This window comes from Limnohabitans sp. TEGF003, from assembly GCF_055395455.1.
The window spans coordinates 448854-471365 of the sequence record NZ_AP029225.1; the positions used below are offsets into that span (position 1 = coordinate 448854).

At 61.6% G+C, this 22512-nt stretch carries 21 protein-coding genes; 16 read left to right on the forward strand and 5 right to left on the reverse strand.

Annotation, left to right across the window (positions count from 1 at the left end; genetic code table 11):
• Position 1: 1 nt before the first annotated feature.
• Positions 2 to 1045, reverse strand: coding sequence for an ArsJ-associated glyceraldehyde-3-phosphate dehydrogenase (locus tag ACZ5RT_RS02270; protein WP_464453379.1), 1044 nt, complete (start codon positions 1043 to 1045; stop codon positions 2 to 4).
• 179 nt (positions 1046 to 1224) lie between these two features.
• On the opposite strand from ACZ5RT_RS02270, the gene ACZ5RT_RS02275 reads away from it, so the two are divergent.
• The 13 genes from ACZ5RT_RS02275 (at position 1225) to ACZ5RT_RS02335 (ending at position 14249) form a co-directional block, all read left to right on the forward strand.
• Positions 1225 to 3450 carry a PhoX family protein gene (locus tag ACZ5RT_RS02275; protein WP_464453380.1) on the forward strand — a complete coding sequence of 742 codons (2226 nt, stop codon included), beginning with the start codon at positions 1225 to 1227 and terminating at the stop codon, positions 3448 to 3450.
• A gap of 392 nt (positions 3451 to 3842) precedes the next feature.
• Positions 3843 to 4862 (forward strand): phosphate ABC transporter substrate-binding protein PstS, encoded by a 1020-nt coding sequence (gene pstS, locus ACZ5RT_RS02280; protein WP_464453381.1) that lies wholly within the window; start codon positions 3843 to 3845, stop codon positions 4860 to 4862.
• A gap of 122 nt (positions 4863 to 4984) precedes the next feature.
• A complete protein-coding gene (gene pstC, locus ACZ5RT_RS02285; RefSeq protein WP_464454179.1) occupies positions 4985 to 5962 on the forward strand; it encodes a phosphate ABC transporter permease subunit PstC in 978 nt (325 codons plus the stop codon).
• Between the two features lie 13 nt (positions 5963 to 5975).
• Positions 5976 to 6824, forward strand: coding sequence for a phosphate ABC transporter permease PstA (pstA, locus tag ACZ5RT_RS02290; protein ID WP_108426998.1), 849 nt, complete (start codon positions 5976 to 5978; stop codon positions 6822 to 6824).
• A 19-nt stretch (positions 6825 to 6843) separates the two neighbouring features.
• Positions 6844 to 7623, forward strand: coding sequence for a phosphate ABC transporter ATP-binding protein PstB (gene pstB / locus ACZ5RT_RS02295; RefSeq protein ID WP_108426997.1), 780 nt, complete (start codon positions 6844 to 6846; stop codon positions 7621 to 7623).
• A 13-nt stretch (positions 7624 to 7636) separates the two neighbouring features.
• The gene (gene phoU / locus ACZ5RT_RS02300) at positions 7637 to 8335 is read left to right on the forward strand and encodes a phosphate signaling complex protein PhoU (RefSeq protein WP_108426996.1); all 699 of its coding nucleotides are present in this window, start codon (positions 7637 to 7639) and stop codon (positions 8333 to 8335) included.
• A complete protein-coding gene (gene phoB, locus ACZ5RT_RS02305) occupies positions 8332 to 9027 on the forward strand; it encodes a phosphate regulon transcriptional regulator PhoB (RefSeq protein ID WP_464453382.1) in 696 nt (231 codons plus the stop codon). Before phoU ends, phoB begins: the two co-directional genes overlap by 4 nt.
• 3 nt (positions 9028 to 9030) lie before the next feature.
• Positions 9031 to 10365: a phosphate regulon sensor histidine kinase PhoR gene (gene phoR, locus ACZ5RT_RS02310; RefSeq protein ID WP_464453383.1), complete on the forward strand. Its 1335-nt coding sequence runs from the start codon at positions 9031 to 9033 to the stop codon at positions 10363 to 10365.
• A 128-nt stretch (positions 10366 to 10493) separates the two neighbouring features.
• Positions 10494 to 10904, forward strand: coding sequence for a DUF1924 domain-containing protein (locus ACZ5RT_RS02315; protein ID WP_422172475.1), 411 nt, complete (start codon positions 10494 to 10496; stop codon positions 10902 to 10904).
• Positions 10901 to 11386 (forward strand): diheme cytochrome c, encoded by a 486-nt coding sequence (locus ACZ5RT_RS02320; protein ID WP_464453384.1) that lies wholly within the window; start codon positions 10901 to 10903, stop codon positions 11384 to 11386. Before ACZ5RT_RS02315 ends, ACZ5RT_RS02320 begins: the two co-directional genes overlap by 4 nt.
• 57 nt (positions 11387 to 11443) lie before the next feature.
• Positions 11444 to 12208 carry a cytochrome b/b6 domain-containing protein gene (locus tag ACZ5RT_RS02325; protein ID WP_422172473.1) on the forward strand — a complete coding sequence of 255 codons (765 nt, stop codon included), beginning with the start codon at positions 11444 to 11446 and terminating at the stop codon, positions 12206 to 12208.
• A gap of 29 nt (positions 12209 to 12237) precedes the next feature.
• Entirely contained in the window at positions 12238 to 12906 is a 669-nt protein-coding gene (locus tag ACZ5RT_RS02330) for a winged helix-turn-helix domain-containing protein (RefSeq protein ID WP_291926397.1), read from the forward strand.
• A complete protein-coding gene (locus ACZ5RT_RS02335; RefSeq protein WP_464453385.1) occupies positions 12903 to 14249 on the forward strand; it encodes an ATP-binding protein in 1347 nt (448 codons plus the stop codon). The genes ACZ5RT_RS02330 and ACZ5RT_RS02335 overlap by 4 nt, the downstream gene beginning before the upstream one ends.
• Positions 14250 to 14268: 19 nt before the next feature.
• Here ACZ5RT_RS02335 and ACZ5RT_RS02340 read toward each other — a convergent pair whose 3' ends face one another.
• Positions 14269 to 16977 (reverse strand): cation-translocating P-type ATPase, encoded by a 2709-nt coding sequence (locus ACZ5RT_RS02340; RefSeq protein ID WP_464453386.1) that lies wholly within the window; start codon positions 16975 to 16977, stop codon positions 14269 to 14271.
• 106 nt (positions 16978 to 17083) lie between these two features.
• Here ACZ5RT_RS02340 and ACZ5RT_RS02345 point away from each other — a divergent pair, with 106 nt between their 5' ends.
• Positions 17084 to 17695, forward strand: coding sequence for a hypothetical protein (locus ACZ5RT_RS02345; RefSeq protein WP_416559349.1), 612 nt, complete (start codon positions 17084 to 17086; stop codon positions 17693 to 17695).
• On the opposite strand, the gene ACZ5RT_RS02350 is transcribed toward ACZ5RT_RS02345, so the two are convergent.
• On the reverse strand, positions 17684 to 19675 hold the full coding sequence (locus tag ACZ5RT_RS02350; protein ID WP_422172469.1) for a site-specific recombinase: 1992 nt from the start codon (positions 19673 to 19675) through the stop codon (positions 17684 to 17686). The genes ACZ5RT_RS02345 and ACZ5RT_RS02350 overlap by 12 nt on opposite strands.
• Before the next feature lie 96 nt (positions 19676 to 19771).
• Between ACZ5RT_RS02350 and ACZ5RT_RS02355 the strand changes: the two genes are divergently transcribed.
• A complete protein-coding gene (locus ACZ5RT_RS02355; protein WP_464453387.1) occupies positions 19772 to 20227 on the forward strand; it encodes a MaoC family dehydratase in 456 nt (151 codons plus the stop codon).
• Here the strand turns inward: ACZ5RT_RS02355 and trmL are convergent.
• Together trmL and ACZ5RT_RS02365 are read right to left on the reverse strand one after the other, a co-directional pair.
• A complete protein-coding gene (trmL, locus tag ACZ5RT_RS02360) occupies positions 20218 to 20715 on the reverse strand; it encodes a tRNA (uridine(34)/cytosine(34)/5-carboxymethylaminomethyluridine(34)-2'-O)-methyltransferase TrmL (RefSeq protein WP_464453388.1) in 498 nt (165 codons plus the stop codon). The two genes, ACZ5RT_RS02355 and trmL, sit on opposite strands and share 10 nt — an antisense overlap.
• 22 nt (positions 20716 to 20737) lie before the next feature.
• Positions 20738 to 21484: a phosphoribosyltransferase family protein gene (locus ACZ5RT_RS02365; protein WP_464453389.1), complete on the reverse strand. Its 747-nt coding sequence runs from the start codon at positions 21482 to 21484 to the stop codon at positions 20738 to 20740.
• Between the two features lie 86 nt (positions 21485 to 21570).
• Between ACZ5RT_RS02365 and ACZ5RT_RS02370 the strand changes: the two genes are divergently transcribed.
• Positions 21571 to 22485 (forward strand): biotin synthase, encoded by a 915-nt coding sequence (locus ACZ5RT_RS02370; protein WP_464453390.1) that lies wholly within the window; start codon positions 21571 to 21573, stop codon positions 22483 to 22485.
• Positions 22486 to 22512 lie beyond the last annotated feature (27 nt).

Consider the following 22512-nt stretch of genomic DNA (forward strand, 5'->3'; position numbering starts at 1 on the left):
CTCAGATGCCGACTTCTTGCATGTGGCAGGCCAAATCGACCATGCGGCAGGCGTAGCCCATTTCGTTGTCGTACCAGGCGTAGACCTTGAGCAGTGTGCCGTCGGTCACCAAGGTGGACAGTGCGTCCACGATGGCGCTGCGTGTGTCGCGGGCGTAGTCCACGCTGACCAAGGGCCGCTCCTCGTATCCCAAAATGCCTGCCAGCGGGCCTTGGGCCGCAGCGGCAAACAAGGCGTTGACTTCTTCGGCGCTGGTTTCGCGCTTCATCTCGAACACGCAGTCGGTCAGCGACGCGTTGAGCACCGGAGCACGCACGGCGTGGCCGTTGAGCTTGCCTTTGAGTTCGGGGTAGATCAAGGCAATGGCGGTGGCGCTGCCCGTGGTGGTGGGGGCCAGGCTCATCATGGCGCTGCGGGCGCGGCGCAGGTCTTTGTGCGGCGCGTCTACCACCAGGTTGGTGTTGGTCGGGTCGTGGATGGTGGTGATCTGACCGTGCCGAATGCCAATGGCTTCGTGCACGACTTTGACGACCGGGGCCAGGCAATTGGTGGTGCACGATGCGGCCGTGACGATGCGGTCTTTGGCCGGGTTGTAGAGCGTGTGGTTGATGCCGACCACGATGTTCAGCACATCGCCCACCTTGACAGGCGCGGCCACGATCACGCGCTTAGCGCCCCGGTCCAGGTGGCCTTCAATCGTTTCGGGGGTGAGGAACTTGCCCGTGCATTCCAGCACCAGGTCCACGCCCATGTCGCCCCAAGGGATGTCGGCCGGGTTGGCGTGCGACGAGAAGCCCAGGGTGCGATCTCCGATGCGGATGTGGCGATCGCTCTCGGCTTCAATGCGCTCGCGCCACTTGCCCTGAACACTGTCAAACGCGAGCAAATGCGCCGTGGCGGCTGCGCCGCCTTTGAGTTCGTTGACATGCACCACCTCCAGGCGGTTGCCTGCGCGGGGGTCGTCAGACGGGCGCTCGGCAGCGCCCATGGCTGCACGCAAGGCCAAGCGGCCAATGCGGCCCATACCGTTGATACCGATTTTCATGGGTTATCTTTCAATGCTTCTGGAAATGTAATGTTCGTCACTGTGCCATGCATTTGTGACGCATTCATGACAAGATTTCAGAGGCAGTCGGCCGAGGATCTGTCATTCAACCTTCAGATTTTCGCCATCAAAATGTCACGTGAAAGCCCTCCAATGGCTCTTTTCCCCTGGAGCTTCACATGTCTCACCACGATCTTGACCCGATTTGCAACACCTCTGACAACCCCCACTTTCAAGATGTCCTGAGCCAGTCCTTGCAAAATCCCGCACGTCGGGGTTTGTTGCGCGGTGGTTTGGGTCTGGCGGGTCTGGCCATGCTGCCCGGCTGTGCCAGCTTGACCACAGGCGCGCCTGCTGCGCCCAAAGCCTTGGGCTTTGCTGCGGTGGGAAAAAGCCTGCTCGACAACGTGATCTTGCCGCCGGGCTACCAATACAGCGTGCTGCACGCCACAGGCGATGCGCTCGATTCGGCCTTGGCGGCCTATTCCAACCGCGGCCTTGAGTCGGACGACTGGTCGCGCCGCATTGGCGATCACCACGATGGCATGGACATTTATTACATCGACGCCAATGGCCGCTATTCCGAGAAGGACACGGGCCGCGCCGTGCTGTGCGTGAACCACGAAAGCTCGGCCGATGCGCACTTCATGCACCCCAATGGCCAAACTTCCAACAAGGTCAGCGGCAAGAAATTTACCCAATTTGGCGACTGGGATTTGGGCGTCCGCCCTGAGTTGGAAGTGCTCAAGGAAATCAACCACCACGGCGTCTCTGTGGTCGAGATCGTGAAAACGCCGCAAGGCTGGCGAATCAAGCAAGATTCGCCCCTGAACCGCCGTATCACCGCACAAACGCCTGTGCGCATCAGCGGCCCCCGCGCTTCGATCGAGCAGATTCGCAGTTTGATGGTGACCCGCTGGGACACGGCCGGGGCCATGGCTCGCGGCACACTCAACAACTGCGGCCATGGCAAAACGCCGTGGGGCACGTATTTGGGCTGCGAAGAAAATTGGGCCTATTACTTCCAGACCACCAGCGAAGGTCAAGCCTTGACAGCGAAAGAGCTGGCTTCGCGCAAGCGCTATGGTGTGGCCGCTGCCGCGCCTGCTGCCGGTTCGACCAAGTCTGTCAGCCAGGGCTGGCACACCGTGTCGTCCACCGATGACCGCTTTGCCCGCTGGAACCTCGCGGCCGTGGGAGCGAATGCCGAAAAGGATTTCCGCAACGAAGCCAACACCTTTGGTTTCAACGTGGAGATCGACCCCCTGGCTCCCAACTCCACGCCGGCCAAGCGCGTGGCCATGGGCCGGTTTGCGCACGAAGCTGCGGTGTGTAGCCTGCCTGTGGCGGGCCAGCCTTTGGCGTTCTACATGGGCTGCGATGCACGCAACGAATACATCTACAAATTTGTGAGCACCGCCGTGTGGGACCCACGTGACGTGGGTGGTGGCATGGCCGCTGGCGACAAGTACCTGAGCGAGGGCAAGCTCTATGCGGCCCGCTTTGATGCTTCAGGCCAGGGCGAGTGGCTGGAGCTGACCATCGCAGACCCGCGCATTGCCAAGTACAGCGCCTACCCATTCGCCAATCAGGGGGATGTGCTGGTGAATGCCCGACATGCCGCCGATGCCGTGGGTGCAACCAAGATGGACCGTCCGGAGTGGGGCGCCGTCAACCACCGCAATGGTGAGGTGTACTTTGCCCTCACCAACAACAGCGCCGCCAACCGCACGCCTGGCAAAACCGATGCAGCCAACCCCCGTGCCTACATGGATCTGGATGGAAAAAAAGGCATGGGTAATCCGCACGGTCACATCATCCGTTTCAAAGAGCCAGGTCATCAAGCTACGGCCAAAAACTTTTCCTGGGATATCTTCTTGTTCGGTGCCGAGGAAGACTCCGGTGACGCCAACCTGTCGGGCCTGACCGCCAAGAATTCGTTCTCTTCGCCCGACGGCCTGTGGTTCAGCAAAGCCACCGGCATCTGCTGGATCCAGACCGACGATGGGGCCTTCACCGACGAAACCAACTGCATGATGCTGGCCGCCATTCCGGGCCAGGTGGGCGACGGCGGCAAAGTCACCGTGAAAAACAAGATGGTGGTGGGGGGGGCCGAGCAGACAGGCACGCAAGAGACCTTCTTGGGTGCCGCATTGGGCGAGGCCAAACTTCGCCGCTTCCTGGTGGCACCTCCAGGCGCTGAAGTGACAGGCATCACCGAAACACCGGATGGCCGTACCTTGTTTGTCAACATCCAGCACCCCGGCGAATTGTCCAAGCCCCTGTCCTCAAGCGCAGCGCCTCAGAGCGTCTGGCCAGGCAACCAGGGTTATGGCGTGGCCGGTCGACCCCGTTCGGCCACCATCGTCATCACGCGCAAGGATGGTGGCGTGATCGGCTTGTGATGCCTCACGAAAATCACCTCTGCCCGCTTGTCGGGTGAGTCCAAGGCCACGCCAACGCGCGTGGCCTTTTCAATTCAGGCGCTGCATGACCCCCCAAGAGCGCCATACCGCAGCGATGGCGGTGAACAGGCCCAAAGGTTGAAATCAGAAGGAAAACGCAATATTTAGGTACTTTTGATTGCAAAAAACCTCAAATCCAAGCGTTCAAGCCCGTTCCCCGATTGATCGGGGCAAGTCTTTGTTGCATTGACACGCGGCGCGTCACCAAAACAAGTGGTGAATTGACACGCAGTTGTCACAATTGGTGGATAGAGTTGAAACAAGGGAGCAGGAAACGATCTTGCGCACCTTTTGAAGAGCAGAATTTTTATCACCCTGAACCAGGAGTTGACATGTTGAAATTGAAATCCGTCATGGCCGCTGTGGGCCTGAGCGTTGTGGCGGCCACCACATGGGCTGCCGACATCACCGGCGCCGGTGCCACATTCCCTTATCCGATTTACGCCAAATGGGCTGAGGCCTACAAGAAAGAGACTGGCACCGGTTTGAACTACCAGTCGATCGGCTCTTCTGGTGGCATTCGTCAGATCCGCGCCAAGACCGTCACGTTTGGCGCGTCGGACGCCCCTGTGCCCGGTGCGGACCTGGACAAGGACGGCATGGTGCAATTCCCGGCCATCATTGGCGGCACCGTGCCTGTGGTGAACCTCGAAGGTTTCAAGCCCGGCGAGTTGCGCATCACCGGCCCTGTCATGGCCGAGATGTTCATGGGCAAGATCACCAAGTGGAACGACCCCAAGTTTGTTGCTTTGAACCCCGGCAAAAAGCTGCCCGACCAGAGCATCACCGTGGTGCACCGCGCCGATGGTTCCGGCACCACCTTCAACTGGACCGATTACCTGACCGCCGTGAGCAAAGAGTGGGCTGATACCGTGGGCAAGGGCGCTGCGGTCAAGTGGCCTGCTGCTTCGTCGGTGGGTGGCAAGGGCAATGAAGGCGTGGCCGCCAACGTGAACCGTGTCAAGGGCGCGATCGGCTACGTGGAATACGCCTACGTCAAGAAAAACAACATGAACTTCCTGCAGTTGCAAAACGTCGATGGCAAGTACGTCAGCCCTGACGACACCACTTTCGCAGCCGCCGCTGCCGGTGCCGACTGGTTCAGCGTGCCCGGCATGGGCATCTCGATGGTGAACGCCAAAGGCGCCACCAGCTGGCCTGTGAGCACTGCTTCGTTCATCCTGATGTACAAGGACCCGAGCGACAAGAACCTGTCCAAGGAAGCCATCAAGTTCTTTGACTGGGCCTTCAAAAACGGCAAGGGCATGGCTGCCGAGCTGGACTATGTGCCATTGCCGGACGCTTTGACCAAGCAAATCCGCGAGCGCGTCTGGACACAGATCAAGAACTGATGAGCCTCTGAAGGGTGTCGCTGGCGACACCCTGCCATGCAGCCCCGCCATCGCAGGATGCCGGGGCATGCACGCTGAAAGTGAACACGATGCAGTTGTCTCAAGGAATCAATATGGACCCGATGGCCGTGGCGGACAGTGCGACCCAAGCCAACATGATGGCGGTGGTCAAGCGCCAACGCTTGCAGGATTTTTTCTTCCACAAGATCACCATGGGTTTTTCCCTGCTGGTGTTGTGTGCCTTGATGGGCATCATCATTTCGTTGCTGATCAACGCCTGGCCGTCCTTTGCCAAGTTCGGTCTTGGCTTTGTCTGGCGCGTCGAATGGGACATCATCAACGGTGAGTTCGGCGCAGCGATTGCCATCTTTGGTACGGTGGTCAGTGCGCTCATTGCGCTGGTGATCGCCGTGCCTTTGTCTTTTGGCATTGCCCTGTTTTTGACCGAAACCTGCCCGACCTACCTGCGCCGCCCATTGGGCACAGCCATTGAGTTGCTGGCGGCGGTGCCTTCGATCATTTACGGCATGTTCGGCTTGTTCATTTTTGCGCCTTTGTTTGCCGAATATGGCCAGCCTGCACTGCAGTCCACCTTGGGTCAGATGCCCTTGATTGGCAGTTTGTTTGGTGGTGCCATGAACGGCATTGGCATTTTGGCGGCCGGCATCATTTTGGCCTTCATGATCTTGCCCTTCATTGCTGCTGTGATGCGCGATGTGTTCGAGATCGTGCCGCCTATCCTGCGCGAGTCGGCCTATGGCCTGGGTTGCACCACCTGGGAAGTGGTGCGCAACATCGTTTTGCCCTACACCCAAAAAGGCGTGATTGGCGGCATCATGCTGGGCCTGGGCCGGGCCCTGGGCGAGACCATGGCCGTGACCTTTGTGATCGGCAATTCGCAGCGCATCAGCGCTTCGCTGTTTTCGCCAGGCACGTCGATCGCCTCGACGCTGGCCAATGAGTTCGGCGAAGCCGATGACTTCCACCTCACCACCCTGTTTGCGCTGGGCTTTTTGTTGTTCGTGATCACCTTTGTGGTGTTGGCCTTGGCCAAGATCATGATCATCCGGGCCGAAAAAGCCAAAGGCACCAAGACCTGAAAGGCCTGACACCATGAATCTGACCATTTACGCGCGGCGCAAACGCGTCAACCAGATCGGCCTGACCTTGTCCATGCTGGCCATGGCCTTGGGCTTGTTTGTGCTGCTGTGGATTTTGTTTGTGCTGTTCAAGAACGGCATCTCGGCCATCAACTGGGCCATGTTCACCGAATCCACGCCAGCCCCCGGCTCCGAGGGCGGTGGCTTGGCCAATGCCATCGTGGGCAGCGTCATGATGGTGCTGGTCACCGCCCTGGTCAGCACGCCCATTGGCATTTTTGCGGGCGTGTACCTGGCCGAATACGGGGACGAAAGCAAGACCGCCGAGCTGACCCGTTTTGTCACGGACATCATGCTGTCCGCGCCTTCCATTGTGTTGGGCCTGTTTGTGTACGCCATTCTGGTGGCCCAGGTGAAGCACTTTTCGGGTTGGGCGGGCTCGCTGGCGCTGGCGCTCATTGCCATTCCGGTGGTGGTGCGCACCACCGAGAACATGCTGCGCCTGGTGCCAGGCAGTCTGCGTGAAGCCGCTTTTGCACTCGGCGCACCGCGCTGGAAAGTCGCGACCTTCGTGACTTTGCGTGCCGCCAAAGCGGGCGTGATGACCGGTTTGTTGCTGGCGCTGGCCCGCATCAGCGGTGAAACCGCACCGCTGTTGTTCACCGCCTTGAACAACCAGTTCTTCTCATGGGACATGAACTCGCCCATGGCCAACTTGCCTGTGGTGATTTTCCAGTTCGCCATGAGCCCCTATGACAACTGGGTCCGACTGGCCTGGGGTGGCGCACTGCTGATCACCCTGACGGTGCTGGTCCTGAACATTTTGGCCCGCGTGTTCTTCCGCGAAAAAGTCAAAGCCTGATTGAAAGACAAGGTTTCCTATGCCCAATACCGCTTCTGTGCCACTCAAAAATGCCATTGAAATCCGCGACCTCAGCTTTTTCTATGGCACCTTCAAGGGCCTGAAAAACGTCAACCTCAACATCGCCGAGCACAAGGTCACCGCCTTCATCGGGCCTTCGGGTTGCGGCAAGTCCACGCTGCTGCGCACGCTCAACCGCATGTACAGCCTGTACCCTGGTCAGCGCGCTGAGGGTCAGATCAACTTTTATGGCCAGAACATTCTGGACCCCAAACAGGATTTGAATTTGCTGCGTGCCCAGGTGGGCATGGTGTTCCAGAAACCGACACCGTTCCCGATGTCGATCTACGACAACATCGCTTTCGGCATTCGCTTGTATGAAAACCTCAGCCGTGCCGACATGGACGAGCGCGTCGAGTGGGCCTTGACCAAGGCCGCCATCTGGAACGAGGTGAAGGACAAGCTCGGCCAAAGCGGTTTGTCGCTGTCAGGTGGCCAGCAGCAGCGTCTGTGCATCGCCCGCACTGTGGCGGTCAAGCCCAAGGTCATCTTGCTGGACGAGCCCACCTCGGCGCTCGATCCGATCTCGACTGCCAAGGTCGAAGAGCTGGTCAGCGAGTTGAAGAAGGACTACACCGTGGCCATCGTCACGCACAACATGCAGCAAGCGGCCCGTGTGTCCGACTTCACGGCTTACATGTACCTGGGCGAATTGGTCGAATTCGGGCAGACCGAGCAGATCTTCATGAAGCCCGCCCGCCAAGAGACCGAAGACTACATCACTGGCCGTTTCGGCTGATCAGGAGCACACCATGGAAAAACACATTTCAAGTCAGTTCGATGCGGACCTGACCAGCGTCTCTTCCCGCGTTCTGGAGCTGGGTGGCCTGGTGGAGTCGCAAACCCGCCATGCGGTCTATGCCTTGGCCCAGTTCAGTCTGGAAGTGGCCAACCAGGTCATTGCCACCGAAAAACAAGTCAACAGCTTAGAGGTCGAGATCGACGCCGAGCTGGCTTCCATCATTGCCCGTCGCCAGCCCACGGCACGCGATTTGCGCTTGCTGATGGCGATCTCCAAAATCACGGCCAATCTGGAGCGTGCTGGCGATGAGGCCGAGCGCATTGCCCGCATGGTCAAACTGATCCTGGAGCAGGGCAGCCCGCGCAATTTGCCATCGTCGGAATTGCGTGTGGCGTCCGACCTGGCCTCCGGGCTGTTGCGCAAGGCCCTGGATGCGTTTGCACGGCTGGATGTGAACACGGCTTTGGTCATCCTGAAAGAGGACGACCTGATCGATGCCGAGTTCAACGGTTTTGTCCGCAAGCTCGTCACCTACATGATGGAAGACCCGCGCACCATTTCGGCCAGCCTGGACTTGCTGTTTGTGGCCAAGGCCATTGAGCGCATCGGCGACCATGCCAAAAACATCGCCGAGTTTGTGATCTACGTGGTCAAAGGTGCCGACGTGCGCCACACGGCCCTGACGGACATCGAAAAAGCGGTCCAATGAGAAGCTTGCCGAGAATTCTGATCGTCGAGGATGAAGCGTCGATTGCCGAATTGATTTCGGTGAATTTGCGACACAACGGTTTCCAGCCAGTCTGGGCGATGGACGCGGAATCGGCGCAACGTGAGCTCGACGAGATCCTGCCGGATGTCATCTTGCTCGATTGGATGCTGCCGGGTGAAAGCGGCCTGACGCTGGCGCGCCGCTGGCGTGCTTCGGCGCGTACCAAAGTCGTGCCGATTTTGATGCTCACCGCCCGGGGTGATGAAGCCGATCGTGTGGCGGGACTGGATGCCGGTGCCGACGATTACATCGTCAAGCCGTTTTCGCCGCGTGAATTGCTGGCGCGCATCCGCGCGGTCTTGCGTCGGCGTGTGCCCGAATCGGCGGGTGGGGCGGTGAAGATTGGCCAGTTGCAGCTCGATGCCGACACCTACCGGGTGAGCTGGCAGGACAAGCCCCTGAAGGTCGGGCCGACGGAGTTCAAATTGCTGCAATACCTGATGCGGCACCCAGAGCGGGTACACACCCGGGGCATGCTGCTCGACAAGGTCTGGGGCGATCATGTCTACATCGAAGAGCGCACCGTGGATGTGCATGTCAAGCGTTTGCGCGAATCGCTGGGCGATGCGGGCGCGATGATCGAAACCGTGCGGGGTGCGGGCTACCGCCTGACGGCCGCACCTGCGGTGTAAGACATGTGGATCGCTGTTCTTGAAATCCTGACGCTGATGGCGCTGGTGGCCGCGCCTGCGTGGTTCTGGGGCGGTCCGTTGGAGGCAGCACTCGCGGCATGCGTTGCGCTGCTGTGGATGCTGCTTTTACAGATCTGGAAAGTTCGGCGTCTGGAGTTGTGGCTGTCCCAGCCCGATTGGCGAACGGAGCTGCCCTGGAAAGGCGTGTGGGCCGAGATTGCTCAGCGCATTCAGCGGCAATTGCGGCTCAATGACAAACAGCTGCTCACCAGCGAACAGCGCCTGCAATATTTCCTCCAAGCCATTCAGGCCTCTCCCAACGGGGTGACCTTGCTCGATGCCGAGGGCCGCATCGAGTGGTGCAATGCCACGGCGAGCAACCACCTTGGCCTGGACGCCAAGCGGGATGTGAAGCAGCACATCGTGCATTTGCTGCGTGACCCGGTTTTTTCCAGGTACTTTGCACAAGGCCAACACGATGCTGAAGTCATCATCGATGGGCGGTCCAACTCGCTGATTCAGACACCCAAGCTCTCGGTCCAGCTGCATGCTTATGGTGATGGGCAGCTTTTGCTGCTCAGTCGGGACATCACCTCGGTGACCTTGGCCGATGCCATGCGCCGGGATTTTGTGGCCAATGTGTCGCACGAAATTCGCACGCCCTTGACCGTCTTGAGCGGATTTGTGGAAACCCTGCAAACCCTTCCCTTGAACGAGCAAGAACGCCAGAATTATTTGCAACTGATGTCGGTGCAGGCCGAGCGCATGCAAAGTCTGGTGGCGGATTTGTTGACCCTGTCACAACTGGAAGGCAGCTCGCCGCCCGGTAACCACGAGCAGGTGCCTTTGCCGGAGTTGATGACGCAAGTCGCCGCCGATGCGGCGGCTTTGTCGGCGGTTCTCTCGGGTCAAGAGGGTGACGAGCGTGGTCCCGTCCATGTGCTCAATTTTGACACCCAGGCGGATTGGGCCTTGCTGGGTGTGCGTTCCGAATTGCTCAGCGCAGTGTCGAATCTGGTGAGCAATGCCGTGCGCTACACCCCTGCGGGCGGCACGGTCCATGCAACTTGGGTCAGGACCCCCGAGGGCGCGACATTCTCCGTGACCGATACCGGTCCGGGCATTGCCCCTGAACATTTGCCGCGTTTGTCTGAGCGCTTTTACAGGGTCGACCGCAGCCGCTCACGCGAGACGGGTGGCACAGGTTTGGGCTTGGCCATTGCCAAGCATGTGGTGCAACGCCATGGGGGTGAGTTGCGCATTGAAAGCCAGGTGGGCAAAGGCTCCAAGTTCATGCTGACTTTCCCGGCCAGTCGGGTGGTGCCGTTGAAGGATTGACGGCGGGCATCGCCGTTTGGCAGGCCGTCTGGGTTTGTCGCGCAGGGGTGCCCCAGCGGTATGGCTTAAGAGTCGCTTCAGGTAAGACCTTTAATCTCGAGTTTGAGACGGGATGAAAGGTCGATGCCATGTTGAACTTTAAAAAATGGAGCTGCCCGATTGCCTGGGCGCTTGCCTTCTTGGCCTGGGGCTCAGGCGCACATGCGCTGGAGGCGACGCCCGAGTCGGAACTGCAGCGCTGGCAGCAAGCCGCAGGGCAAGCGGGCGATGCGGCCAAAGGTCAGGTCTTTTTTCAGCAGCGCCATGGCGGCGAGTGGTCGTGTGCGTCCTGCCATGGGCAGCCACCGACCCGCGAAGCCAAGCATGCGGCCACCGGCAAAAAGATCGCTGCTTTGGCCCCGGCTTTCAATGCCGAACGCTTGACCGACAGCGCCAAGGTCGACAAGTGGTTCAAGCGCAATTGCAAGGACGTCTTGTCGCGTGAATGCACACCTGCTGAAAAGGCCGATGTGCTGGCTTATCTGGTGGGTCTGAAATGAGCGGGCTGACGTTTTCCAAATTGCCCGCTGGGTGTGTGTGGTGGGGCGTGTTATGGCTTGAGCTGTCTGCGCCGGTCATGGCCGATGGGCCGCTGATGCCCGCGCAGGTGCCGTCTGTTTACAAACAGGAGTGTGCGGCCTGTCACACGGCCTACCCGCCGGGCTTGTTGCCTGCGGCGTCGTGGCGTCGCATCATGGGTGGGCTGGACCGGCATTACGGCAGTGACGCCTCTCTGGAGCCCGCCCAAGTGCAACAAGTGTCTGCATGGCTCTTGGCCCATGCCGGCACCTACAAGCGCGTGCGAGAAGAGCCGCCACAAGACCGCATCACGCGTTCTGCCTGGTTTGCGCGCAAGCACCGCGAAATCGCACCCGCCGTCTGGCAACGCGCCAGCATCCAAAGTGCGGCCCAGTGCAGTGCCTGCCACACCCAGGCCGAGCAAGGCCAGTTTGACGAACACCAGGTGCGAATCCCCCGTTGACCTGGGCCCCAACCGGCCGTGCAAACGGCAGGGGGTTTTGAACACAAGGAATTTGAAATGATGACCCATGCTTCTCCTGGTACCGCTGCCCGCACTGAGGCGCCCGCGCCAACCCGTCGCACGGTGGATGCGTTCACGCGCACGCTGCACGCTTTGTTGGCGATGAGTTTTTTGGGTGCCTACATCACGGCCGAGAGCGAAATTTTCAGGTTGGTGCACGTGACCCTGGGCTACACGCTGGGCGGTTTGTTGCTGGTGCGTGTGGTTTGGGGTTTGCTGGGGCCGCGCCATGCGCGTTTGTCTGCGCTGCTGGGCAAGTTGCGCGGCTTGGGTGCCTGGCTGCAGGGGCTTGGTCATGGGCTTGGTGGCGTGCAGGCCTCATGGCGTCAGGGGCAAAACCTGTACATGGCCTTGACGGTTGCGGCGGTGTTGCTGGCCATTGTCCCGGTGGTGTTGTCTGGCTACGTCACCTACCAAGAGTGGACGGGTGAGTGGATGGAAGAAGTGCACGAGTTTTTCGGCAACGTCATGTTGGCGGCCGTGCTGGCGCACATCGCCGGGGTGGTGGTCCTCAGTCTGCTGCGTCGCCGCAATCTGGCCACGCCCATGTTGACCGGGCGTGTGGAAGGCGCCGGGCCCGATTTGATCCGATCCAACCAGGGGTGGTGGGCCATTGTGTTGCTTGCTGCGGTTGTGTCGTTCTGGGTGTGGCAGTGGCAGGCCTCACCTCAGGGACAGGGCGAGGGCGTGGCCGCCTGGTTGCACCCTGCACCCGGCAAGGCACAATCGATGCAGAGCGACGATCATGACGATGACGATTGATTTTTCAGACCCCCATTCAGGCTGGACACATGCGCGTTTTATTGGCGGAAGATGACGAGTTGCTGGGCTCCGGCCTGAAAGCCGGTTTGCAGCAGCAAGGCTTTTGGGTGGACTGGGTCCGCGACGGCGTGGCGGCTGAGCGTGAGCTGTTGGCCGGGGTGTACGAAGCCTGCGTGCTCGACTTGGGTTTGCCTCGCCAGGATGGCATGCAGTGCCTGGCGGCGGTGCGCCGCCAAAAAGTCACCACCCCGGTGTTGATTTTGACGGCGCGGGATGGCGTGCCCGACCGCATCGCCGGACTGGATGCTGGTGCCGATGACTACCTGGTCAAACCGGTGGATTTGATGGAGCTGGCCGCACGCCTGCGGGCACTGGTGCGCCGTGCCCATGGCGTCGCAGAGCCCACTCTGGAGGCCGGGGCTTTGCGCCTGGACCCGGCCTCGCGCCAGGTATGGCTGGGCGAGCGGGCGGTCGAATTGTCCTCGCGTGAGTACGAGGTGCTGCACATTTTCATGCTGCACGCGGGCCGTGTGCTGACCCGTGGACAGATCGAACAGCACCTGTACCAATGGGGAACCGAGGTGAGCAGCAACACGGTCGAGGTTCACATTTACAACCTGCGCAAGAAGCTGCATGCGGACGTGATCGAAACCCTGCGAGGCGTGGGGTACATGCTGCCCCAGCAAGTCAAGGCATGAAAGTCTGGCGACCTTCTTCGCTTCAATGGCGGCTGACGCTCAGCCTGTTGGCGGTCACCGGGCTGGTCTGGACTTTGGTGCTGGTCATGACATGGCTCAAAACCGAGCACGAGCTCAGCGAGTTGCTGGACGCCCATCTGGCGCAAACCGCAGCGGTGCTGGCGGTGCAGACCAGCGATGAGCACGACGACGACTTCACCACCGCACCGGTGCTGCACAAGTACCAGCCCCGGGTCGCTTTTCAGGTCTGGCATGAAAAAAAGCTGGTCTTTCGCTCGGCCGAGGCCCCTGTGTCGCCGTTGGCACCTTGGGGCCGAACCGGCATCTCCGACCAGCGGCTCGGTGACCAAGCCTGGCGTGTCTTTGCCACGCCCGGGCGCGAGCGCGATGTTCAGGTCATGGTGGCCGAGTTGCAATCGGCCCGCAACGACATCCTGAAAGCGGGCCTGAAGTCCGCCATCGTCCCCATGCTGCTGGCTTTGCCTGTTTTGGCCTTGCTGATCTGGGGGGCGATTTTCAAGTCCTTCGCGCCGCTTCGCCAGCTGAGCCAGTCGGTCTCGCAGCGCCAGGCCGATGCCCGCGAGCCTCTGAGTGAAGAGGTGTCGGCCGAAGTGCGGCCGCTGGTCAAGGCCCTGAACCGTTGGTTCGAGCAGACGGCCCAGCAAATGGATGGCGAGCGCCGTTTCACGGCCGATGCTGCACATGAGTTGCGAACACCGATTGCGGCCATTCGCATGCAGGCACAAGTGGCGCGTGGAAGCGATTCCGACAGCGATCGCCAGATGGCCCTGGATGCCGTGTTGCGGGGGTGTGACCGTGCCACACGGCTGGTGACCCAGCTCTTGCAGTTGGCCCGACTCGATGCCGATGACGCCGCGCAGGGCGCTGTGGTTTGCGATGCCGTCGCCGACACCCAGGCCCTGTTGGCGGACCTGGGTCCGCAGGCACGTGCCAAACAGCAAGTCTTGAGTCTTGACGCGCCTGCTTCCTTGCATGTGCCCATGCCGCCCGGTCTGGTGGGGGTGTTGGTGGGCAATCTGGTGGACAATGCCCAGCGCTACAGCCCGGTGGGTGCACAGATCCGTGTGCGTTGGGAAGCATCACCAACCCCAAGCCTCAGTGTCGAAGACAGTGGCCCGGGTTTGAGTCCTGCCGATCTGGACCGATTGGGGGACCGTTTCTTTCGGGTCCCCGGCAATGGCGCGGATGGCAGTGGGTTGGGGTGGTCGATTGTTCGGCGCTTGGCCCAGCGCTACCACTTGCAGGTGACGTTGGGGCACAGTCCAGACTTGGGTGGGTTGAGCGTCGTCGTGCGCTGGCCTGCCGTGCCAGCGCACAACTGAGGGGCTTGTGCGCTCAGGTTCAGCCACGGCCCTGGGGTGGGCTTGGCCTTGCGCTCATGGCCCAGTGCAAAACCGAGACGCCGACACCGCTGAGCGCACCTGAAGCGACCGCGGTGAGCCACGGCCACAGCGGCGGGGGCTCAAACTGAAGCGGGCCTGAGAGCCAGGGCCAATGGATGGCCAAAACCAGAAAGAAACCGGCCAAGGCGATCACCCCGTAGGCCACGGCGTTGGGTGTGCGCAAGCTGCGCCAGAACTGACCACCGCCTGCACGGTTGGACAGGATCAAGGCAGCATTGCCGGTGATCAGCGTGATGAACAGCATGGCGCGGATTTGCGCTTCGCTCAAAGCCGCAGTCAAAGCCATCGCATCCAGCGCAGGTGTCCACGGCATCGACCAGAACGCCTCGCCTGCGCCAGGCCACAGCTTGGCAATGGCGTACGTCAGGGCCACACAGGCCAGCACCGCCAGTCCTTGTCCCAAGGCCAGGCCGATGGTCCGAGCGCCAAACAGGGCCGTGCGGGTATCGCGGGGTGCTTGACGCATCACGTTGGCCGGGGCGGGCTCGTTCTCGAAGGCCAGCGAACAGGCTGGGTCGATCACCAGCTCCAGCAAGGCCACATGCAAGGGCAGCATCAGTGCAGGCCAGCCCATCAGCATGGGCACCAAGGCCATGCCCGCGATCGGGATGTGGATCGCAAAGATGTACTGCATCGACTTTTGCAGGTTGCCGAAAATGCGGCGGCCCAAACGGATGCCCCGAACGATCGAGGCGAAGTTGTCGTCCACCAGCACCAGGTCGGCGGCTTCGCGGGCGACGTCGGTGCCCCGTGCGCCCATCGCGATGCCCACGTGGGCGGCCTTCAGGGCCGGGGCGTCGTTCACGCCATCGCCCGTCATGGCCACCACCTGACCCTGCGCCTGCAGCGCCTGCACGATGCGCAGTTTCTGGTGCGGCGAGATGCGTGCACAGACGGTGACGTGGCGCAGCCGCTCGCGCAAAGCGGCGTCATCCAGGCCTTCCAGGACATCACCGGTCAGGGTTTCACCCTCGGGCAGTCCGGCTTGCCGGGCGATTTCGCGCGCTGTGGCAGGGAAGTCGCCCGTGATCACAATGACCTGAATGCCGGCCGATTGGCAGTCGGCCATGGCCTGCGGAATTTCGGGGCGCAAGGGGTCGGTCAGCCCGATCAGGCCCAGCCATTCAAAGTCAAAGTCGTGCGGGGTATCGGGGTAGCTTTGGCCTTCAAATCGGCTATGTGCCACCGCGAGCACGCGCAAGCCCTGTGCGGCCATGTCTGCCACGCGGGCCAGCCAGTGCGCGCGTGCACTCGGGCTCAGGTGGCACAGGTCCATGACGGCTTCGGGGGCCCCTTTGACCGAGACCACATGCGGGTCATCTGGGTCGAACTGCCAGACATGCGACATGGCTTTGAGGCTGGGGCTGAGGGCGTAGGTTTGCACCAGCTGGCCCTCGCCAAAAGCGCGATCGGCCTCGCTCAGATGGTCTTTGCCCATCGCATGGAAGGCGGTCTCCATTGGGTCGAAAGGTGTGGGGGCACTGGCCAGAATGGCGTGCTCGATCAAGGGGTGAAAAGCCGTGGAGAGTGGTGCAGCGGTTGCGGCCGGCGTGGACGACGCTTGGCCCATTGCGGGTGTGCGCCACTGCAGCACCTCGCCAGGCTCTGAGCTGCCAGCCACCCGGGGCACGGCCAGTGCGGTCACGGTCATGCGGTTTTGCGTCAGGGTGCCGGTTTTGTCGGTGCACAGCACACTGATCGCCCCCAGGGTTTCGATGGCGTTGATGTGCCGGGTGAGCACGCCCTCACGCGTCAGGCGACGCGCGCCCATGGCCGGAAACAGCGTGAGGACCACGGAATACTCTTCGGGCAGGATGGCCATGGCCAGCGCGATGCCCGACAGCAAAGCGGGCACCCATTGACCGGTGCGCCAGACCAGGGTCAGCACCATCACCACGCAGAGCACCGCCACCAGACTGGCCAGCACCTGGACCAATTGGGCGGTCTGTTGTTGCAAGGGGGTGTCGGCTTCTTGTACCTGGTCCAATGACAGACCAATTTGTCCGATCTGGCTGCGCATGCCGGTGGCCGTGACCCGCACCTGGCCGCTGCCGCGCACAACAAACGTGCCGCCATGCACGCAGGCCTGGGGTGGCGGCTTGGGCATTGGCGACCCTGAGCCGCCTGGCTGTGGCTCCAGCGGGCTTTTGTCCACGGCCACCGATTCGCCCGTCAACAGGGATTCGTCCATTTGCAGGTTGCTGGCCTGCAGCAGCCAACCGTCTGCAGCCACCCGGTCGCCTTCTGACAGCAGCAAACAGTCGCCTGCCACGACGTCGCTGGCGGGGATCAGCTGTGTTTGGCCGTCTCGCAGCACACGGGCCTGGGCTTGTGTGAGCTGGCGCAGGGCCTCAATGGTAGCTTCGGATTTCCCCTCCTGGTAAAAACTCAGCACCAGCACGGCCAAGACAAAGACCGACAGCGTCAGACCTTCGGTCAGGTCGCCCAGCAGCATGTACAGCAGTGCTGCCGTGACCAGCAAGGCGAACATGGGTTGGCGCAGCATGTCGGCCAGGCGTCGCCAAACGGAGCGACGCGTGCCCTGCGCCACTTCGTTCGGGCCATCCGCGGCCAGCCGCACTTGGGCTTGGGCTGTGGTCAAGCCTTGTGCGGTGTTAAGGTGATCGGGTGGATGATCGATTGCCATGGTCATCGCTCAGTTTGCGGGTGCTCATGCGGGCGCGTTTTGACGCAAGTCAAGTGAAGCCGATGGCCTCGCCCTTTGTCCATCTGCGTTCGCCCTAGGAGGCCCCATGAACCCCAAAATTCAGGAATTTCTGGACCGCATTCAGCAGCTGGAAGCGGCCATTGAGCAAGAAGCCAAAAGCCGCCGACAACAGTGGCAGGCCGATTTTGAAGAACACAAGGTGCGTTTTGAAAAAGAGGTGCTGGCGCAGCAAAAGCGCTTCAAGGAGGGCTTGCTCGGTTATGTGCTCACGGCCGAGTGGCGGCATGTGTTGTGTGTGCCCTTCATTTACCCGGTGCTCTTGCCCATGCTGCTGCTTGACGCGTTTGTCACGCTCTACCAATGGGTGTGCTTTCCCCTGTGCGGCATTCCCCGCGTCAAGCGCTCGGACTATTTTGTGTACGACCGCACGCACCTGGCCTATTTGAACTGGCTGGAAAAAATCAACTGCGCCTACTGCTCGTATGGCAATGGCTTGATGGCCTATGGCCGTGAGGTGGTGGGATTGACCGAAAAATACTGGTGCCCGATCAAGCACGCACGTCGCATGATGCAAACGCATGCGCACTACCACGGCTTTGCCGATTACGGCGACGCTGAAAACTACCGCGCCGAATTGGCCCGTTTGCGGGCCGAACTGATGCAGATGCGAACGGACGCTTCGAACTCAGACCTCTGATGCCGCAGCAGGTGCGGGTGGCCGCAGGAACGACATCGGTTGTGTGCGGATGCGCTGCACAATGGCTTGGCGGATGCGCCCCCGGTTGGCCATGCTGACACTTTGTGAGGTCAAGGCCACGCGGAAGGCCAGGTAAAAACTCACGCCCAGGTTGAGCGGGCCAATCACGAGCAAGCCCGCCAAGGCCCAGCTGAAGGCCGGTGTGCCGAGTGCGGGCAGGCCCAGCGTGAACGCTGCTGCGGCGATTTGACCGGCCGAGAGGGTCACGTGCCGGACGTCCAGACCCAGTCCAAAAAATTGGGCAATGACCGGCACCAGCCCGAGCATCAAGCCCAGCGAGATGTTGGCGGCCAGGCCTGAAACATGGCTTTGCAGATACAGACCCAAGCGTTCTGCCCGCTGCACCCCGATCCAGCGGCGCAGGCGGGGGTGGTAGCGCAAAGCCGAGCCCAGCTGGTGCAGCACAAAAGCGTTTTCCACCCAGCCTGCGACGATGCTGGAGACAAACAGCAGCACGCCTGTGAAGGCGGCGAACAAGGCCGTGGGGCCCAGCAAACTGACCGAGGACAGCACATAACGGGCTTCGGCCTCGTTGGCCATGGGGGCCAGTCCGAGTTGGGTCAGCGCCAGGCAAATCAGCAACACCATCGGCACCACAGCCAGCAGGTTGCCCAAAATGGCCGCAATCTGGGACCGGAACAGGTGAGCCACCTCGTCCACAAAGCCTTGCACGCCTTCGTCGTTGTCGATGGATTTGAGTTTGGCGGCCATGGCGGGCGCTGTCACGGCCGGTTGTTTGGTGGCCACTGTCCAGTGCAGCAGCATGACCAGCACAAACGACATCGCGTAGTTGGTGCCTGCAGCCAGGCCTGCCCAGAAAGGGGAGAGGGCCAGACCCACGATCGCGAATTTGGCCCAGGTGGTCAGGCCGATGACCGCGCCACCGCCCAGTGCCTTGCCCAGCATGCGCCGGTATTCCACAGCGTTGCGGGTGATGTAGTGCTCACCGTTTTCAGCGCTGCGCTGCGCCACTTTTTCGGCCAGCATGTGGCTGTTGGCAGCCCACAGGCTGCGGATGCTGCGGCTGTCGTGGCAGACCTGCGCCAGGTGCGCCAGCAAAGCCAGCATGGCCGGGATGGGTTCGTGCGTGAGCAAGGCTTCCATCAGGTATTTGCAGCGGATCACCAGATGCCGCAACTGCCGCAGCCGGAACACGATGCCCACCGAAATGCCGTGTTCTTGCAGGTGGGCATAGACGGTGTAGGCCGCATGCCTGCAATGGTCCAGTTGCAGCTTGAGGGCTTGTGCGGCCGTTTGGCAGGCTTGACTGTGCGGGCCGTGTTGCTGCAAGGCCTGGCGAAACACCTCCAGCGCCATGGGCAGATCGTGAAATGGGCGGGTGTTTTCGTCCCGGCTGCTCATGCGAGTGCGGATTTCCGCCGAGTGGCCGGTGGCATTGATCTGGCCCACGCAATAGGTCAGCGCGTCCATCAGATTCTCTTGCAAGGCCGGCGGGGCTTGCGCAGGGGCCTGGGGCAGCATCAGCCGCGTCAAACCGCCCAGCGTGTGCTCGTCCAGAGCTTGCAACCATTGCACATCAAAAGGTTCTGGCTGCAGAAACAGGAACAGTGCACCCAGATCGCCTGTATCGGGGGTGGCGGGCAACAGCTTCATGCGCAGGCGCTGGCCCATGTCGCTGATGAACGCCGTGCGCGGTGCAAAACCCAAGTCGGCCAGCAAAGGCGTGGGATCGGTGTCGTCCAGAAACGCCCGCCACCAGCTTTGCCAGGCGGCCGTCAAGTCGGGGCGGGCCAGCAAGGCATCGACCAGCAGGCCCAGCCGGGCCGCCGCTTCCCCGGGCGATTGCCGGTCACCACGCACCCACTGGACCACATCGTTGAGCCACAGGTGACGGTCGACCCGGTGGGGCAGTTGCATCAGTTGTTGTGTCAGGCTCAGCAGGGTCGGTGGAGAGGGCATGCGGTAGAGGGGTGGTGGTTGTCGTTTTTCACCATACCGCAAAGTGGTGTCTCTTCGTCGACAGCCCGGCTTTTGCAAGGTGAATAAAGTAACCAAATGAAAACATTTCAAACATTGGCCGATCTGGCCGCTTGCGTGGGCCATGATGTGGCCGCGACCGAGTGGGTGACCATCACCCAGCAACAGGTCAACCAGTTCGCCGAGGCCACGGGTGATCACCAGTGGATCCACGTCGACGAGGAGCGAGCCAAGCAGGGTCCCTTTGGCGCACCGATCGCGCACGGCTTTTTGACCTTGTCCTTGTTGTCGCAGTTCTTTGACAAAACCATTGTGGTCACATCGGCGCGCATGGGCGTGAATTACGGCCTGAACAAGGTGCGTTTCATGGCGCCGGTGCCGGTGGGCAGCCGTTTGCGCGCGCACCTGCATTTGCACTCGGCCACGCCCATTGAAGGCAACGGCTTGCAGCTGCAGTGGAATGTGACGGTGGAGCGCGAAGGCAGCGACAAACCGGTGTGTGCGGCCGAGTCGCTGGTGCGCATTTACGCCTGAGTCGGCAGGCCCGGTGCCGGGCTGGCCCCGGCAAAGCCGTTTTGGCGCCAGGCCTCGAACACGGTCACTGCCACCGCGTTCGACAGGTTCAGGCTGCGCTGGCCCTCGCGCATGGGCAGTTTGATGCGCTGGGCCGGGGCGAACTGTTCACGCAACTCGGGCGACAAGCCCCGGGTTTCCGAGCCAAACACCAGCCAGTCGCCGGGTGTAAAAGCCACACCATGCGCAGCGCGGCTGCCGCGTGTGGTCAGGGCAAACATGCGCTCGGGGTCGGGTTGTTCGTGTGCCAGAAAGCTGGCCCAGTCGGCGTGGCGGCGCAAGTCGGCGTACTCGTGGTAGTCCAGACCCGCACGGCGCATGTGCTTGTCGTCCATCGAAAAGCCCAGCGGTTCGATCAGGTGCAGTGTGCAGCCGGTGTTGGCCGCCAGGCGGATGACGTTGCCGGTGTTCGGCGGGATTTCGGGCTCAACCAGGACGATATGGAACATGGCCGGTATTGTGCCTTGGCCTTCAGGCGTCGCTGCCTGCTTCGGTGCGTGCCAGCACCAGGGCGCTGACCTGCGCAGCCCCGGCTTCGCGCAGCACCCGGGCTGCGGTGTGCAGGGAGGCGCCGCTGGTCATGACGTCGTCAATCAGCAGCACTTTTTGGCCGCGCAGTTGTGCGGCCCGCAAGGGCTCTACCGCGAAAGCGCCCACCAGATTGGCCAGCCGCTGCGCACGGGGCATGGTGCGCTGCGAAGGCGTGTCGCGGGTGCGCAGCAGCAATTGGGCGTCGGCTTTGTTCGGGCTCAATTGGCGTGCCAGCAGCCAGGACTGGTTGTAACCGCGTTCGGCCAGGCGCTGGGCCGACAGCGGAATCGGCAGCACCCAGTCGGCCGCGTCCAGTGTGTCTTCGGCCCAGGGGCTGCTCAGCATCAGGGTGGCCAAAGGCCCGGCCCAGCCAGGTTGCTGCTGAAACTTGTAGCGGGCGATCAGGTCCACCCAAGGCCAGGCATAGGCGGTGGCTGCCAGACACCGGTCCAGTGGCGGCGGGGTTTGGATGCAGGCGCCGCAGCGCTCGCTGGGGTGGGGTAAGGGCAGGGCGCAGCCCGAGCAGCGGTGTTGTGGCTGGGCAAAGCGGCTGATGCAGGTTTCGCACAGCGGTGACTGGGGCCAGCTTTGGCAAACTGCGCAGCGGCTGGGCAGCCAGCCCCAAACAGGGTCGAGGTGCGGCGACCAGAGTCTTGAGCCTATCCCTTGGAACCATTTGGGCCACATGAAATCAATATACTGCCGCCACCCCCTGACCACAAGGCGAACCTGTCGTTGGCCTGAAGCAGGACCTCCTCTTTTGAGCCTTGGCCATGTCTGCACCTGAACGCCCCCCCTCGCTGGACCCTGTTGCCGCTGCCCGCTGGTCGGCGCATCCGGTGGGCGAGGCTTCGCCTTGGCTGCACGAAGAAGTGGCTTCTCGCATGCAGGAGCGGCTGGATTTCATCAAGTTGCAGCCCGAGCGCTGGGTCCATTGGGAGCCTTGGCGCGGTGGGCTGCAGGCGCAGCGGGCTTTGCAAAAGCGTTACCCGAAAGCCGAAGTCTGGTTGACCAGCGAACAGCCGGCTGAGGCCATGGCCGCGCGAGAGGTGGCGCAGGCCCGTTGGTGGCAGGCCGAGCGTTGGTTTGGGCCCCGCATCGCGCTGGGCTTGCCGCCAGCAGGCCAGGCCCAGATGCTGTGGGCCAACATGCTGCTGCACACCTGTGCCCAACCTCAACAAATTCTGAAAATCTGGCACAACACCCTGGCTGTGGATGGCTTTTTGATGTTTTCGTGTTTGGGGCCCGACAGCTTGCGGGAATTGCGCGAGGCCTATGCCCGTCAGGGCTGGCCCGCACCTGCCCATGAATTCACCGACATGCACGACTGGGGTGACATGCTGGTGGAGGCTGGTTTTGCCGAACCGGTCATGGACATGGAGTGCATCACCCTGACTTATGAAACGCCTGAGCGCCTGCTGGCCGATTTGCGTGCCTGGGGCCGAAATTTGCACGTCCAGCGTTTTGCAGGTCTGCGAGGGCGTCGCTGGCGAGCGCAGCTGGATCAGGTGCTGATGGCACTGGCCAGACCTGAAGAGGGCGGGCGTTTGTCGCTCAGTTTCGAGATCGTGTATGGCCATGCGCTGAAACCCCAGCCACGAGCCGCTGTGAGTGCCCAAACCGAAATCGGCTTGGATCAGATGCTTCAAATGCTGCGCAGTGGCAGCCGGATATCCGACAAAGTTTGAGTTGAATCAAAACCCCGAGTTAACTCG